The organism is Microbacterium amylolyticum, from assembly GCF_011046975.1.
In the GTDB taxonomy this organism is placed as follows: Bacteria; Actinomycetota; Actinomycetes; order Actinomycetales; family Microbacteriaceae; genus Microbacterium; species Microbacterium amylolyticum.
Map to the genome: position 1 here is coordinate 900,132 of NZ_CP049253.1, position 15,842 is coordinate 915,973.

Below are 15,842 nucleotides of genomic sequence, written 5' to 3' on the forward strand. Positions count from 1 at the left end.
CCCCGTAGGCTATCCCCTATGGCGCAGCTGTCCGGGCATCCCGTTGGCCCCCCTCCGTGCGCTCCCGAACGCGAGCGCACGTCGCACCTCTTGCTGCGCGCCTATGCGGTGCTCGTGGTGTTCTCTGGTCTGGCGTATTCCTGGTGGTACAACCTTCTCGGACCGATCGGCGTCGCCGCCCTGCTCGGCGTTCTCACGGCCGCCACGCTCGGCATCTGGATTCCTCGTATCGCACGCTCGCGCGGCGACGAGGCGTTCTCGTGGAGGTCGCTGCCCTGGGCGGCCCTCGGCTATCTCACGCTGGCGCTCGTGTCCGTGACCTGGTCCGAGTGGCCGAGCGCGACAGCAACCACCTGGGTCGTCCTCGTATCGTTCACGGTGCAGGGCCTGTTCCTGGCGTCGTCGCTCACGTGGACAGAACTCGTGCGTGCGCTCGAGTCGGCGCTGCGCTGGATTATGGGTCTCTCCCTCATCATGGAGGCCGCTGTTGCGCTCGTCCTCCGACGCCCGCTGATGCCGAACTTCTTCCCCCTCGACGGGGAGCCGGATGCGCACTGGTACTGGGTCCGCGGCAATCTTTTCGACGCGGTTCTCATCGGCCCGCGTATCCAGGGAATCGTCGGCAACTCGAACCTTCTCGGATTTCTCTGCGTTATCGCGCTGATCGTGTTCGCGGCATCTCTGCGGCAGGCGGTTCTGGGACGGCGCGCGCGCGAAGCGATAGCCATGCATATCGCCTGGATCGTTCTCACCGCATGGCTGATGCTGCGCGCCGGTTCCGCCACGGCGTTCGTGTCGGGGGCCGTGTGTGTGGCCATTCTGGTGATCGCCCTCGTCACGCGGAGTCAGTCGACGTCCCTCGGGCGCGCTCGCGCCTACGCGATCTTTGGGGCGATCGTTGCCTCCTGCGCGTTGACCGTTGCGCTGACCTACGACCGGATCCTCACCCTTCTTGGCCGTTCCGAAGGGCTGACGGGCCGCGACGGGATCTGGGAGGCCGTGACCGCCCGGGCCGTAGAACGCCCCGTCTTCGGGCACGGGTTCTCATCGCCGTGGGTGCCATGGCACGAAGCGTTCGACGGCTGGATCGTTGACCACTCCATCACGGTGTTCCAAGCGCACAACATGTGGCTCGACGTGTTCCTCCAGCTCGGCGCTGTCGGCGTTGCCCTGATCGCGATCATCTTCGGCGGCGCCGTGTGGCGGTCCTGGTTCTTCGCCGTTGACCGGCCGCGGTGGGATGCCCGAAGCGATCACCCCTACTCGCCGCTGTCTCTTCTGCCACTTCTCGTGCTGTGGGCACTGCTCACGCAGGGGATGACCGAGTCCAACCCGATCATGCTGTGGGGCTGGATGCTCGTTACCGCGTTCTCCTTCAAGCTCGTGGCCTCCCCCGTTTTGGCCTATCCGGAAAGCGCTGGCCCGCGACGAAGCCGGCGGCGCGTCTTTCCCTCCCCTGCCCGAACTGATCTACCGTGAGCTCACTGCACGGAACTGCGGCGCAGGCGCTCGTAGACCTGCTGCGCTCACCAACGTTCGCCCGCGCGTATACGCTCACCGCGCTGGCTGCGGCGTTCGGGACGACCGCGATACACCATGCCAACGGCCCCGTGACTCTCGCGACGATCGTTGCGGGTCTCGCTGCGATCGGCATCGCCATCCTCGTCTTGCGCCGGGACGAACTGTCCGTTATCGGATTCGCGCCCACCAGCCTTGTTCTCTACGCGTCGTGGGCACTCGCGAGCGTGGCCTGGGCGCTCGACGGTGCCAAGGGCCGCACGCTGACGGCCTGGATCGCGCTTGCGGGATGGGCGGTGATCGCCATCACGATCGCACATGTGCGCGACACCCTGCAGATCGTGCGCGGCGTTGGTGATGTGCTGCGCTGGCTTCTGACGGCATCGCTCGCCTTAGAAGTCCTGTCGGGGATCGTGCTCGACGTGCCGTTCGCGTTCCTCCGCATCACCGGCGACATTGCGTACGGCGGTCCGGTTCAAGGACTGTTCGGCTCACGCAATCTGCTCGGCTTTGTCGCCGTGCTCGCGCTGATCACGTTCATCATCGAGTGGCGGGCGCGCGCAATCCCTCGCCACGTGGCGGTCTATTCGATCACCCTCGCCGCGCTTCTGCTCATCCTGGCCCGCTCGCCCGGCGCCTTCGTGGTGGTCACCATCACCCTGCTGGCCGTTGTCGCGCTCGCGAGCGTGCGCCGGCTCCCCCGCGCGCGCCGCCCCCGTGCGCACGCGACGCTCGCGGCGATAACGATCGTGCTCCTGGTCATCGTCTATGCCGCCCGTCACACGATCATCTCGATGTTCGCCGCAACGACCGGCTTCCAAGCTCGCGCCGATTTGTGGTTCGTGATGCTCGAATGGGTGCGGCACAAGCCCATCTGGGGCTGGAGTTGGTTCGGCTCGTGGGAGGGCGGACCGTTCCCCACGAACATCATCGACATCACGATCGGAGTTCCCCACCACCAGGGACTCAACGCCTACCTTGACGTTCTTCTGCAGCTGGGCTGGGTGGGGCTGGTGCTCTTCGTCATCCTCGCGCTCGTGGCGCTCACGCGGGCATGGCTCGCGGCGACTGATCGGCGCTCGGTTGTGTACGCCTGGCTCCCGCTGGTGCTCATTGCGCTGCTGGTCGAGTCGGCGTTCGAAAGCTACGCCCTCACGGATCTGGGCTGGATGCTGCTCGTCGTCTGCGCTGTTCGCGCCGGGCAGGAACGTTCATGGCGCACCCGCATCGACCCAGCGGCACCGATTCCCCCTCCGCCGCGCCGGCTTCCGTAGAACCTTCACCTGGTCCGGGTAGGCTCAGGGCGGCCCGCTGCGCGTCGGGCTTCCCCGGATCCCGTCGGAGTACTCCTCTTATGTCGTTCGTTCTGCAGAATGTGGTCTTCCCCACCGACCGCGACCCCGATCTTCTTCCGCTGTATCTCGATGCTGACACGTGGTCCGTCATCGATGAAAAGCCCGTCCGTGTGACGAACAGTGCTCACATCGGGGACGTTCTCGACCGGACGCGCCTGCGCGTTGCCGCGGGCAACCGCACGTCACTGGCCTCGTACTTCAACGGGTTTCCGGCGTCGTACTGGCAGCATTGGACCAGCGTTCGTCAGGTGCGCCTCACGGTGCGCACAGAGGGCGCCGCCACGATTCTCGTGTACCGATCCAACGGGTCGGCCGTGCAGCAGCGCATTGACACGGCGGAGGTCGCCGGCGAAGCAACATCGACCTTCGACATTCCGCTGACACAGTTCTCCGACGGCGGCTGGATCTGGTTCGACATCGTCGCCGACCGTGAGGACGTTGTTCTTGCGGGAGCCCAGTGGACAACAGATCACGAACCGGCCCGGAGCGGTAAGGCGTCGCTCGGGATCACCACCTACAACAAGCCAACGTACTGCGTCGAAACACTCGAAGCCCTTGCGGCAAGCCCCGATGTTCTCGACGTTGTCGACAGAATTTTCCTCGTCGACCAGGGAACGGATCGCGTTGACGGGCAGAGCGCGTACCCCGCCGTCGCCGAGGCACTCGGCGAACAGCTGCAGGTGATCACCCAAGCGAACCTTGGGGGGTCGGGCGGCTTCGCCCGCGCAATGAGCGAGACGATGAAGCGCTCCGAGAGCGACTTCGTGCAGTTGCTCGACGACGATGTTCGCATCGAACCCGAGTCGATTCGCCGCGCCGTCACGTTCGGCCGCTTTGCCACAACACCCGTTCTCGTCGGCGCACACATGTTCGATCTCCTCGATCGGCCGCGCCTCCACGCATGGGCCGAGGTCATCGACGAGCACCCCTTCATGTGGCGGAACCTGTTCCAGGAACAGATGCCGCACGATTTCCGTGAGGCGAACCTGCGCCAGTCACCTCTGTTGCACATGCGGATGGACGCCGACTACAACGGCTGGTGGATGTGCCTCATTCCGAAGGCCGCCATCGAAAAGGTCGGCCTCGCGATGCCCGGCTTCATCAAGTGGGATGACGCGGAGTATTGCCTGCGAGCACGCTCAGCCGGCATTCCCACCGTTTCGCTCCCGGGCGCGGCGCTGTGGCACGTGTCCTGGGTGGGCAAGGACGACTCCATCGACTGGCAGGCATACTTCCATGCGCGCAATCGCATCGTCGCCGGTCTCGTGCACTCCTCCGCGCCGGAGGGCGGCACCCTGATCCGTCACAGCAGGCGCGTCGATCTCAAGCACCTGATGATGATGCAGTACTACCCGGTCGCTCTGCGCAACCGTGCCCTGCGCGATGTGCTCTCCGGCCCCGCTCACATGCGCGAGGCGCTCGCCAAACGCATGCCGGAAGCGCGCGAACTGGCGAAGACTTTCCCGGAGACAATCGTTCATCGCGATCCCGAGCAGGTCCTGCATTCCCGCAAGGGTCGGCAGGTATTCGCCCGCCGCCGCCGTCACGAATTCGACAGCCCCGAGGGCATCAGGCTGCGCTGGTTCACGGCGAAGACGCTTCTGACTCACTGGCTGAAAAAGCCGGCCACCGAAAACGTTGCTACGCCCGAGGTGGAATTCGGCAAGGACGATGCGCACTGGTGGCGGCTGCCCGCATTCGATTCCGCGATCGTCAGCGCCGCCGATGGTTCCGGGAAGCAGATCTACACACGCGACCGTGGAAAGTTCCGGGGCATGCTGCTGGAGTCCATCCGGCTCCATCGCCGTTTGCAGCGCGAATGGCCGAGGCTGCAGCGCGAGTACCGCGCCGCGTTCGACCAGCTCGTCTCCGAGGATTCGTGGCAGAAGAGCTTTGAGGCGAACACATGACCGAAGGACCGAAGGACACCACCGTGGCGCAGGAATTCGATCCCCGCACGTCGACGATCGTCATCGTCACCTTTAATCGCTCACACCTGCTGACGCGTCTGCTCGCATCGATCAGCACCATGGATCCGAAACCGGGTCACGTCGTCGTCATCGACAATGCGTCGACGGACGACACAACCGATATCGTGGCCGGGTTCGACGGCAAGATCGGGGCGGAGATCGTCTACCGCCGACTCGACACCAACACGGGCGGTTCCGGCGGCTTCAGCGAGGGGATGCGCACCGCGTACGATCTCGGCTCGGAGTGGATCTGGCTGATGGACGATGACGTCGAGGTTGTTCCCGACGGTCTGTCGCGGCTGAGCGCCTGGACGCCCCGCTTCCGCCACATTCAGGGCCGCCGCTACGACTATGACGGCTCCGAGTTCTACTGGCAGTACCGCGTTTCACCCTCTCTCGGTATCCCGATCCCCTTCGCACCGGCCGGCTTCGACGATTCTGGCTACCGCGAGATGAACTCCGGTTGCTTCGAGGGAATGTTCATCCACCGCGATCTGGTGGCGAAGATCGGCCTGCCCGACCCACGGTTCTTCATCTACTGGGACGACACGGTCTACGGTTACCTCGCCTCACGGCACGAGCCGTGTGTCATCGTCAACGAGTTCGTGCTGCGCCGCACACGCGAAATCAAGCAGTGGGACATGGGAACACGGCACCTCAACGCCTCCAGCGACATGTACCGCTACTACATCATGCGTAACCGCGGCATCATGCGTCACTACTATGCCGCGAACGGCGACTACCGCCCCCTCGCTTTTGCGCTCGGCACGGCCGCGACATTCGTCAAAGAGATGATCCGTCTCGCCTTTGTCGAACGGAAGATCACGAAAACGGGCTGGTCGAACCTGTGGCGCGGCATGCGTGATGGATGGCAGATCTCACGCAACCGCGACTTTGGCATCATGCCGCCGCTGGCGGGCTGACATACTGGTCCTATGCTCGAGATCGGCGAAGACGCACAGATCGATTCCTCCGTGCGCATGTTGCACAACGCCTCGGTCACGATCAGAATAGGCGACCGCACCAAGATTTATCGTGGAAGCGAGATCACGGGAAGCGTCACAATCGGCGACGAAGTGTTCATCAATCGCGACGCGTATATCCGCCCCAAGACCACGATCGGTAATCGAGTAAATCTCGGCCCCTTCGTGCGCCTCGTCTCGGACACGCACGATATTGGCCCTGCGTCGAAACGTGCAGGCACACCGCGCCACGACCCCATCGTGATCGGAGACGGCACCTGGATTGGCGCGGGCGCCACCGTGCTGGCTGGCGTCACAGTAGGTTCAGGCGTGATCGTTGCTGCGGGCGCCATCGTGACCGAGGACGTACCCGACGGCGTTCTCGTCGGCGGTATTCCCGCCCGCATCATCCGAGAGCTCTAGTCTCGCCTCACGCGTCGGTCACGAGTCGATCTGCCCCTATGCCTCGTTGTCCGCGGAGTACTGCGCGAGAACCTCGTCGATCGGAGAATCCATCGCGAGACGGTGGTCGCGAATATAGAGACCCCGAGAGCAGAACCGCTTGAGGTCGCGCTCATTATGGCTCACGAAGAACAGCGTGCGTCCCTCGGCGAGAAGCGCATCGATGCGCTGGTAGCACTTCTGACGGAAGGACTTATCGCCAACCGCCAAAACCTCGTCGACGATCAGAATCGGCTCGTCAAGCTGCGACACGACCGAGAAGGCGAGCCGCACCTTCATGCCGCTCGAGAGGTGTTTGTACGCTGAATCCTGAAATTCCTCGAGTTCGGCGAACGCGATGATCTCGTCGTACCGCTCGGCGATCTGCTTCTTCGACATGCCGTGCAGGCCCGCCGTAAGGCGGACGTTTTCGCGAACGGTCAAGTCGCCGACGAAACCGCCGGTGAGCTCAATGAGAGGGGCAACACCATCGTTGACGGTGACAGATCCCTCGTCGGGCAACAAGACCCCGGCGACGAGCTTCAAGAGCGTCGATTTACCCTGCCCATTCCGCCCAACAACGCCGATCGACTCCCCCGGCCGCACATCAAACGAGACACCTTGTAGTGCCCAGAACTCCCCCTTCGGCGTGCGACGGCTGGAACTCGCGAACATCGACTTGATGCTGCGGCGACCCCGCCTATTGCGGCGAAAACGCACGCCCAGATCCGAAACAGAGATCGCGACGTTCGTCATCACAGCTCCTTCAGAACGGAACGCTCGAGGCGTCGAAACACGATGACGCCGATGATGAGAGCCGCGACGGAAATCGCGGCGCTCGAAGCGATCGAGACGGTATCCCACTGCTCGGGGAAGAACGCTGCCCGATACAGCGAGAAGATACCGGCGAGGGGATTGGCGATTCCCAGCCAGTCGAAACCGTTGGGGAGATCCTGAACGCTGTAAATAATGGGCGTCGCATAAAACAGCGCGCGCAGGATGAGCTTCGTCGTACGCGCCAGATCGGTGTAAAGAACGCACAGCGGCGCGATGATGAGCCCGAGTCCCACGAGCAGGCAGGCCTGCAGCGTGACGGCGACGGGGAACCACAAGACGCCCCAAGTAAGGTTTGCTCCGGCGAAGATGGCGAATACCGCGAGAACCGGAAGCGAGAAAAGGAACTCGAACCCTTTCGACAACACAATGCGCCCTACCCAAATCGAGCGGGGAATCGCCGTCGATCGCACGAGTTTTGCGTCGCGATTGAATGCCGTCGTCAGGTCGCCCGTAGCCGAGTTAAACCACATCCACGGCAAAAGGGCCGAGATGAGAAACACGATGTACGGCTCAGCACCAACCGTCCGGTGGAAGATCTGCGTGAAGACAAACCAGTAAATCAGGCTCATCACGAGCGGATCGAGAACGCTCCACAGGTATCCGAGCCAGCTCGTCGCGTACCGCACGCGCAGATCGCGCGCAGAGAGCAACCACAGCGAATGGGCATACCGCCGCATGCCGCGCCGCCCACTTCTTACCCGAGTCATCGCGCTGATCATATGTCAGCGAAACGTGCGCGACCTGCAGGCGCGTCGACTCGGGATCACATGCAGCGGGAGGTGTAAGTGGCGGGGTCAGTTGACGAGTGCGCCAAGTCAATCACCGTCACTGTTGCGGGCAGATCCTGGTTCTGCTCTGGCTGGCTCGCGATCAGGACGACACCGACACCCTGCCCCTCATGAACCCAGATCGGTCCCGCACCATGCACCCAGCCCTGTGCGACCGGTTCACCCAGCAGCGCAGGAAGCTCGTCATGATCTTCGACGATGCCGACTCCTTCGATGTCCTTCGGCCCCCTGTACCGCGCGGCCATCTCAGTAACGACACCGTCGTACGCCGTGACCCACAGCCCCGCGTCCCAGAACTCTGACTCCCCGGCTTGCACAAGCGAGCATCCGGCAAAGCTCGGACGTTCGTCATGCTGGATCTCCGCACCCAGAATCTGGGCGGCATCGTCGATCGACATCCCGAGATGCAACGGGCCCACTGATTCGGTGGAAATCGGCCAGGTCAGCAGATCGGCAACGTCGTAGTCGGGCTCCGGCTCCGGCTCCGGCTCCACGAGATCCGGAGTGGCATCATTCGCGTTCTGCACATTCTCTTCGGCCGGCGAGATTATCGATCCGTCCGCATCATCGGCAGCGCTCGTCGCTCAAGAAACCAAAGAAAGGGCGAAAACAGCGGTTGTCGCACCGGCGATGAGGCGCGCGAAGTCTACGGACACGAAGAGAACCTTACTGAGGCGAATTTACGACCCACCATAGCGCTGACGTCGACGAGTTCTTGCGCACCGTCAGCGCACGAATACATCCTCAATGCGCTCAACGACATACGGCATCATTGTGCGAACGTACGTACCTGTGAGGTGGTGCCCATCGCGGTACATCAGCACGTTTCCTTGGGCAACGCCACACATCTCATCTCGGCAGAAGAGATCCATCGTGTCGACCAGTGGCACGGCACCATCCGTCCGCTCGGCGGCCACGGCTACGAGGTCCGGAGAGCGCGTGCCATCAGTCAACGAGAAGTCGCACGCACCGGCGGCAATGTCGTCCAGGGAACGCTGCACAACGCACTCTGAGACGTCCTCGGGAAGACGTGGGTTATCGGTAACGGCGATAACCTGGGTTCCTCGAGCCTCAACCGCCTCCCACGCGTCGAGATACGCAGAAACACGTTCCTCCGAGTGCTCTCGATCTCCGCGGCCAGTTGTTACGAGCAAGAGGTCATACGGGGCCCCCGTCATGAGTTGGTCGTCAATCTGACTCTGACGCCGCTCACATCGCTCGCTTGAAATCGGCTCGCCCCAGATGCAACCGTTGCCGACGAAAGTGTCGAGCCTCCATCCCAGCTCTTCCGCCTCGTCCCGCAAGCCGGCGGCAAACATCGCGGCGTGGGAGTTTCCGACGATCGCCACGCGCAGCGCGTCCTCGCCCTCGGCGCCGAGGCGGCAGGTCGTGATATCCATCGCTTCAGCGGCCGTGTAACAGCCATACGCCCCCGCAGTGTCCGCGAGCAAGTCACCCCGAGCAGGAACAAGGAGTTCTCCGCGTTGCACGCCGTCGCACCCGTCAGCCACTGCGGCTGCGGCCCCGAAGCACTCGGCTGCGCGTTCATCAGAGGCGAGCTCTTCCAGAGCAGCCTCCTGTTGTTGGACTGCCTGAGCGTTCAGCGCGTCCCGCGACCAGACCGTTGCTCCTGCCGTCGCGACGGCCACCGCGACAAGCGCGAGTGCCGCAACAAGTCTGGTTCCGGACGTGCGGTCGCCGTAGACCCGCAGCGGAGTCTCGATGAAACGTGTGGTCACCCAGGACAGAGCAATCGAGGCCACAATAATTCCCAGGCCGTGCGAGATAGGGATCTCGTGCTCGCCCGTAATGTGTCGATAGAAGATCACCAGCGGAAAATGCCAGAGGTAGATCCCATAAGACAGCCCGCCCAACCACACCAGCGGTCTGCGAGAGAGCAACCAGGGAGCGTGCCCCAGAGTGTTGCGTTCTGTGCCCGCGAACAAAATCATCATGGCGGCCAGCACGGGCCACAATGCAACGGCGCCGGGAAATTGATTGTCGACGTCCAGCACGATGGCGCAGGACACCACGCCAATGAGACCGGTCCATCCAAGAACAAGAGCGACCCCTCTTGGCAGCGACACCTTCACGATGGCGAACGCGACGATCGCGCCGATCGCGAACTCCCAAGCACGCGCAAACGTCGAGAAGTAGGCGTAGGGCTGGTTGACGGATGTGAACCACACGGAATAGGCGAACGAGACGGTTGCGACGCCGATGAGCAGCCCGAAAGCTACCCGCTTTGCTCGAGCCGCGCGCCCCGCAGCGAGCGCCAATGCGATGAGAAACAGCACCGCCCACAGCACATAGAACTGCCCCTGGACCGACATCGCCCAGAAGTGTTGCACCGGGGTGTGCGGATCTTCTGCATCGAGGTAGTCGACAGCAGACTCAGCCAGCTGCCAGTTCTCGAAGTACAACGCCGATGCGAATACCTCTCGCAGCGCACGGTCTCGAAGAACATCCGGCATCCATACCCAGACTCCAGCGATAACAACGAGCAACACGAGAAGCGCTTGAGGCAACAACCGCCGAATCAGGCGCCCCAAAAACATCAACGGACGGACCCTGCCGAATCGGTCCAGTTGAGTGAGCAACGTCGTCGTGATCAGTAAGCCTGATACAACGAAGAAAACGTCGACTCCGCCAGATACGCCGCCGACCCAGATATGCCATACCGCGACAAGCAACGCGGCGAGCGCCCTGAGGCCCTCGATCTCCGGCCTGTGAACCCGCTTCATCCGCGCCTGCGATGTGGCGGGCACCGCGTTAGTTGTCACTGCCGCCGAACTCGTTGCGCCACATCGACAGCGCTGACCCAATGGCCATGTGCATGTCGAGGTACTTGTAGGTGCCGAGGCGCCCACCGAAGTGCACGTCTTTCTCGCCCTGCTGCAGCTCGCGGTACGCCATCAGGCGCTCGCGGTCTTCGGGTGTGTTGACGGGGTAGTACGGCTCGTCGCCCTGCTCGGCAAAGCGCGAGAACTCGCGCATGATGACGGTTTTTTCGGTCGGGTACCTGTCGGCGCGCTCAGGGTGGAAGTGCTTGAACTCGTGGATGCGCGTAAACGGCGTTCCGGCATCCGGGTAGTTCATGACGGGCGTGCCCTGAAAGTCACCAACGTTCAGAACCTCTTCTTCGAAGTCGAGCGTACGCCAGCTGAGTGCGCCCTCGCTGTTCTCGAAGTAGGTGTCGACGGGGCCCGTGTAGATCACGGGGACCTGACCGACAACGGCCGCTTTGTTGAACGGCTGCGACGGATCGAAGAAGTCGGTCTCAAGCTTGACCGTAATGTTCGGGTGGTCAGCCATGCGTTCAAGCCACGCGGTGTAGCCGTCGGTTGGCAGCCCCTCGTAGGTGTCGTTGAAGTAGCGGTTGTCATAGGTGAAACGCACGGGCAGACGACTGATGATGTCGCCCGAAAGCTTGTGCGGATCCGTCTGCCACTGCTTCGCGGTGTAGTCGCGGAAGAACGCCTCAAACAGAGGACGTCCGACGAGAGCGATGCCCTTCTCCTCGAAGTTCTGCGCCGTCTTGACGTCGAACTCCCCAGCCTGCTGCTTGATGATCGCGCGTGCCTCGGCGGGCGAGTATGCCGCGTGGAAGAATTGGTTGATCGTTCCAAGGTTGACGGGCATGGGGTACACAACACCGTTGTGGTTCGTGTACACGCGGTGCACGTAGTTCGTGAAGCTCGTGAAGCGGTTGACGTACTCCCACACTGTCTCGTTCGATGTGTGGAACAGGTGTGCACCGTAGCGGTGCACTTCAATGCCCGTTTCAGGCTCTGCCTCGCTGTAAGCGTTTCCGCCGATGTGCGCGCGGCGCTCGATCACGGTGACCTTGCGTCCGGCGTTCGCCGCGCGCTCAGCAATCGTGAGGCCGAAGAAGCCAGAGCCTACGACAAGAAGATCGGTGTCCATAAGGCCCATTGTTGTCGCACTAACTTGGGAGGGTTCCGAGGCGCGCGGCTCAACCGCAGACGTCGATGCGATAGAGGACGGACTCACCGTCAGTCGCAACCTCCGTGAAACGTCCGTTCTCCACCGCCTCATGCGGTCCAGGGAAGTGATTGCCCGCGGGATCTCCGCCACCGAACTCGTGCGGGTTGTACAGAACATATGTCACGGATAGACGCTGCAGCGCGGCACATACCTCAGGGTTTCCTTCGATCTCATCGAGATGCCAGGCCACGGTCAACCGGTCAGCGTCCCACTGTCCGTTGACGTGCGGGAACACGGGCTCACGCTGGGCATACAACTGAGTCAAGGCCGAACCATCCCATGGGTTTCCCAAGACCCGCTCGCCTTCAGGAACGATCTGCGCCACCTGCTGCTGCATGAACGCCACTTGTTTGTCAGACACAATCTCCCAGTCAGCGCGTCTCTCCGGTTGATGGAATACATCCGCGATGGCCTGCGATGTTCCGGTCATGCTCAGCGATGCGCCCGACACCACCGCGACGATGGCGGCCATGCCCAGTGAAAGAACTACCCCTGACCGATCACCGCGTCGCGCGCGGAAGTTCCGGCTCACACCGGCAACTCCCAACGCCGCAATCGGCACGACAAAGACGGCGACGGTGGCTTGGAGCCGGAAGCGATCCTTGTACCAGATTCCGGTGAGAAGTTTGGCGATGTCCCCGTCCGACCCCGCGGCTAAAACGAACATGGCGGCCGTCACGACGAAACCAGCGACGAGCCATCGGGCGCGGCGCAAGCGCACCGCGATAGCAATACCAGCGAGAACGGCCGTCCCGAGCAGCGGCGCCCAAACTGTGACGGGCTCTGTTCCTGCCGTGAGCGACCGCTGCCCCACGATCTGCAAAATGCCCTGCCATACGGTCTGAACAGCACGGGCTTGCGGCCCGTCCAGTCGATCTGCCAGTGGCTCGGTGAACAGGCCGAGCGCAACGATCGCGTATGTCAGCGCTCCCCCGAACGCCACCAGCACGGCCGACCCGGTAACCACGAGCGACATGATTGCCCGTCGTCGCGATGTTCCCCCGCGCCGCACGCCACATAGGAAGCGACGTGCCAGCATCCATGTCAGGAAAAGTGCTCCGACAAGCGCCCAGCTGGGAAGCACGCGCGGGTGGGAAACCCCCAGCGCCCCGATCGACAACAGTATGGCGACCGAAGCCATCGCGATACCCGGCCGTCGCCGCTGCCCAGCAAGAACGCTTCGGATGGAGGCAATCGTCAATGCTGCCGCCCCGGGGAGCAGCGCATGCGCGAGAAACGTCGGATAGATCGTCCCCCAGGCGAGAAGCGCATAGGGAAATGCCCCTGTTGCCGCGCCGAGGGGCAGCGCCGCAATTGCCGCGCTCTCCGCAAGTCTCCCAGCGACCATCACCTGCGTCAGCCAAGCAACTCCTGGCAACCAGACGGCTGTCGCAACCACCAGCCACACCGCGTTGAACGCCACGGCGACGGACTCTCCAGAAAGTATCGCAGTCGCTGAGGTGAGGAGATGCCAACCCGACGGGTAATACCGAAGCCCATCCACGCCCGTCTCGATGAGGGACCGGAACCCAAAGGGCGATCCCGAGTCTCCGTCCAGGATCGCCGCAGTAGCTGCGAGGTGAAACACATTGTCGTACGTCTGCGAGATGCGATCGGGATCCGGAACCCCACGGAATGCAACGAAGAAAATGATCGTAGCGCCGATCGCCCAGGCTGTTGCGACTATCCACCATCGCGCATGAAGCGGGCCAATTTCGAACGAGGGGAACGCCCGTCGCACGATTTCACTCAACGTCGCCGCGATGATGAGCGGGAGGAGCACCTGCCAGGGGGAAAAGGGCACACCCACGACCCCAAAGATCGTCGCGGCGGCACCCCACGAACACACGCTCACCAACGCGGCGATGCCGAACCGGGCCAACACCCCGGCCCGCAGGCGCCACGTTGCGAAGAGTCCGGGACCCAAAACGACAAGCACGGCGCAGAAAACCGCTGGCGTCGCGTTCCACCAGCTCACGAGACGTGCCGATGCAGCACCTGACGGTGAAAGCGGGATACATCGCGTGTGTTCATACGCCCCATCGTTTCACTGCCGGGCCTGCTCGCCTGAGAGCATAGCCTTGACGCGTGTCGAACTACACGTTCATCGTGACGAACGCCGCGCGCCGAGCGCAGTGCGATTCTTGGGTTAATGCCCACGCATCTGCGACGGACGTTTTGCGATTCTCCCTCGGCCGTGGCCGTACTCTGACCATCGTTAGCGCCGACGTGAAAAGGAGTGTCGCGGGAACAACATTCTTCCGCGGGACACTCTTCGATCTAGAGCACGGATGCGCGGTTTTCGGCCCTATGGGCTGGGTGCGCGCTCCCTCCCCCGTAAGAAACAGGGCTGGCGCTCACGACGGAATGCATATCATCGCACGCTGGGATGGGGGCCTCCATATCGATCGCGATGTCTTCGGCTGTGCACGCTTGCTCACAACCGAAGGCAACGGATATGCCGCCCTTTCCGATTCCCTCACTGTGCTCGCCGAACTACGCCGGGCGATGGGTGACCGTGTCACACCTCATGAGCAGTCGCTCCTCGCGCGTGTTCCGCGGACTGAAATCGTCGGCGGACAAACGTCGCCGCAGACGATTGCAACCGAGATCTCCTTCGTTCCGCCTGGTCATGGTCTTCGCCTCTCACGCTGGACGTGCTCCTGGCGGCTGACTGGCACTCCCCTGTTCGACCGTCTGTCCGCGAGCCCCGATTCTTATACAACGGGGATTCGCGAGGGTGCGGCAAACATCGGTCGCGTTATGGCGACGCTGATGACGGTACCCCGCTGGCGCACGAGCCTCAGCTTGTCTGGTGGCTACGACTCTCGTCTCGTTCTCGCCGCGGCCTCTGCATCAGGTGTCGCGCACAAGCTCTCGATCGACGTCACCGATACCGGCCGCCCCGAACTCGCTGATGACGTCAATGCGGCGGTCGGCGTCGCCCGTGCGCTCGGCCTCAACGCGCGCATGCACGATTTGTCACCACAAACGCACAAGGCTTCAGATCGCGAGCTCACCGAATGGGCGGCGAGCTTGCTCGGTGTTTACGACGGCTACGGCCCCGTTCGTGGATCGCACGTACCGCCGCGAACTTTCCCTCTTCAAGGCCTCGGCGCCGGCGCCATCAAAGGCGCCTGGGGATGGATACACCGAAACGCACTGGTCGATCGCACTGGTGCCACAGGGGAGATCCGGGAAGCCGTGGATTCTCAGCTTCGCTTGGCTTTGCGGAGCCTTGGAGCATCCGAAGATGATCCCCGCGCGAGCGAGCTTTTCTACCTCGGCTATCGAAATTCACTTCACGGCACGGCCCACGATGCACGGCTACGCATGACGGGAGTCAACCCTCTGATGCAGTGGGGCCTCGCACGACTCGGTCACTCACAGTTGACGCCATCATCATTCGCTGGCTCAGGCGACATCATCATTGACATGGCGGCAGTTTTGTCGCCCGAGATCGCTTCCCACCCCTATGACAGCCCCGCACGCGCGCGTCGCTTCGAACACCTCACATCCAGGTGTCGCGAACTCGGCGGGACCGTCGCTCAACCGAAACCGCTGGAGGTCTATGGTCACCCTGATGATGTCGTTGCCGGCCCCTCTCACTTCTCACTCAACGTGGCGCGATCTGCGGGTTTCTTGGGCGCGCTCGCACCCGAGCCGACCCTCGCCCGTGCCAAGGCTGCGCTCGATGTCCTTCCGACGAGCGGGCTACGTGCCGCGTACCTCGACATGCTCGCGAACGCACGTTGGCGCATGGAGAAGTCTGGCCCTGACGTGACGTTCACGGGAGTGACCCTCCCACGCCTGTCCGCGCTTGATATCTTCACCGGGGCCGGGTCTATCGAGACGCGTTGCCTCGAGCGCTGATCGACGTGTCCTCTTCCGCAAGGGACGCCACGTCGCTGAGTTTCGGGGAGCGATCACTGGTATTGCGGTTGATCGGGCTCCTCGTTGTCA

At 62.9% G+C, this 15,842-nt stretch carries 12 protein-coding genes; 6 read left to right on the forward strand and 6 right to left on the reverse strand.

The window, feature by feature from the left end:
* Nucleotides 1-18: 18 nt before the first annotated feature.
* The 5 genes from G6N81_RS04400 (at nucleotide 19) to G6N81_RS04420 (ending at nucleotide 6,228) form a co-directional block, all read left to right on the forward strand.
* Nucleotides 19-1,479, forward strand: a complete 1,461-nt coding sequence (locus G6N81_RS04400; protein ID WP_165133621.1) for an O-antigen ligase family protein — start codon at nucleotides 19-21, stop codon at nucleotides 1,477-1,479.
* Nucleotides 1,476-2,792, forward strand: coding sequence for an O-antigen ligase family protein (locus G6N81_RS04405; protein ID WP_241245068.1), 1,317 nt, complete (start codon nucleotides 1,476-1,478; stop codon nucleotides 2,790-2,792). Before G6N81_RS04400 ends, G6N81_RS04405 begins: the two co-directional genes overlap by 4 nt.
* 80 nt (nucleotides 2,793-2,872) lie before the next feature.
* Entirely contained in the window at nucleotides 2,873-4,783 is a 1,911-nt protein-coding gene (locus G6N81_RS04410) for a glycosyltransferase (protein WP_165133624.1), read from the forward strand.
* A complete protein-coding gene (locus G6N81_RS04415; RefSeq protein ID WP_165133627.1) occupies nucleotides 4,780-5,766 on the forward strand; it encodes a glycosyltransferase family 2 protein in 987 nt (328 codons plus the stop codon). The genes G6N81_RS04410 and G6N81_RS04415 overlap by 4 nt, the downstream gene beginning before the upstream one ends.
* 12 nt (nucleotides 5,767-5,778) lie before the next feature.
* Nucleotides 5,779-6,228 (forward strand): acyltransferase, encoded by a 450-nt coding sequence (locus tag G6N81_RS04420; RefSeq protein ID WP_241245069.1) that lies wholly within the window; start codon nucleotides 5,779-5,781, stop codon nucleotides 6,226-6,228.
* Nucleotides 6,229-6,264: 36 nt separating this feature from the next.
* On the opposite strand, the gene G6N81_RS04425 is transcribed toward G6N81_RS04420, so the two are convergent.
* The 6 genes from G6N81_RS04425 to G6N81_RS04450 form a co-directional block, all read right to left on the reverse strand.
* Complete coding sequence (locus G6N81_RS04425) at nucleotides 6,265-7,002, reverse strand: ABC transporter ATP-binding protein (RefSeq protein ID WP_165133630.1); 738 nt, start codon at nucleotides 7,000-7,002, stop codon at nucleotides 6,265-6,267.
* Complete coding sequence (locus G6N81_RS04430; RefSeq protein WP_165133633.1) at nucleotides 7,002-7,790, reverse strand: ABC transporter permease; 789 nt, start codon at nucleotides 7,788-7,790, stop codon at nucleotides 7,002-7,004. Before G6N81_RS04430 ends, G6N81_RS04425 begins: the two co-directional genes overlap by 1 nt.
* A 56-nt stretch (nucleotides 7,791-7,846) precedes the next feature.
* Entirely contained in the window at nucleotides 7,847-8,398 is a 552-nt protein-coding gene (locus G6N81_RS04435; RefSeq protein ID WP_165133636.1) for a hypothetical protein, read from the reverse strand.
* 198 nt (nucleotides 8,399-8,596) lie between these two features.
* A complete protein-coding gene (locus G6N81_RS04440; protein WP_165133639.1) occupies nucleotides 8,597-10,654 on the reverse strand; it encodes an acyltransferase family protein in 2,058 nt (685 codons plus the stop codon).
* On the reverse strand, nucleotides 10,644-11,798 hold the full coding sequence (gene glf, locus G6N81_RS04445) for a UDP-galactopyranose mutase (RefSeq protein WP_165133643.1): 1,155 nt from the start codon (nucleotides 11,796-11,798) through the stop codon (nucleotides 10,644-10,646). Before glf ends, G6N81_RS04440 begins: the two co-directional genes overlap by 11 nt.
* Nucleotides 11,799-11,847: 49 nt before the next feature.
* Nucleotides 11,848-13,857, reverse strand: a complete 2,010-nt coding sequence (locus tag G6N81_RS04450; protein WP_165133646.1) for a DUF6541 family protein — start codon at nucleotides 13,855-13,857, stop codon at nucleotides 11,848-11,850.
* A 389-nt stretch (nucleotides 13,858-14,246) separates the two neighbouring features.
* Here G6N81_RS04450 and G6N81_RS04455 point away from each other — a divergent pair, with 389 nt between their 5' ends.
* Nucleotides 14,247-15,752: a hypothetical protein gene (locus tag G6N81_RS04455; protein ID WP_165133649.1), complete on the forward strand. Its 1,506-nt coding sequence runs from the start codon at nucleotides 14,247-14,249 to the stop codon at nucleotides 15,750-15,752.
* Nucleotides 15,753-15,842: the final 90 nt, after the last annotated feature.

What these genes read in the sequence shown, in the direction of transcription:
- glf (WP_165133643.1), bottom strand. Translation starts at nt 11,798, where the DNA reads ATGGACACCGATCTTCTTGTCGTAGGCTCTGGCTTCTTCGGCCTCACG.
- G6N81_RS04425 (WP_165133630.1), bottom strand. Translation starts at nt 7,002, where the DNA reads ATGACGAACGTCGCGATCTCTGTTTCGGATCTGGGCGTGCGTTTTCGC.
- G6N81_RS04410 (WP_165133624.1), top strand. Translation starts at nt 2,873, where the DNA reads ATGTCGTTCGTTCTGCAGAATGTGGTCTTCCCCACCGACCGCGACCCC.
- G6N81_RS04430 (WP_165133633.1), bottom strand. Translation starts at nt 7,790, where the DNA reads ATGACTCGGGTAAGAAGTGGGCGGCGCGGCATGCGGCGGTATGCCCAT.
- G6N81_RS04455 (WP_165133649.1), top strand. Translation starts at nt 14,247, where the DNA reads ATGCATATCATCGCACGCTGGGATGGGGGCCTCCATATCGATCGCGAT.
- G6N81_RS04420 (WP_241245069.1), top strand. Translation starts at nt 5,779, where the DNA reads ATGCTCGAGATCGGCGAAGACGCACAGATCGATTCCTCCGTGCGCATG.
- G6N81_RS04400 (WP_165133621.1), top strand. Translation starts at nt 19, where the DNA reads ATGGCGCAGCTGTCCGGGCATCCCGTTGGCCCCCCTCCGTGCGCTCCC.
- G6N81_RS04415 (WP_165133627.1), top strand. Translation starts at nt 4,780, where the DNA reads ATGACCGAAGGACCGAAGGACACCACCGTGGCGCAGGAATTCGATCCC.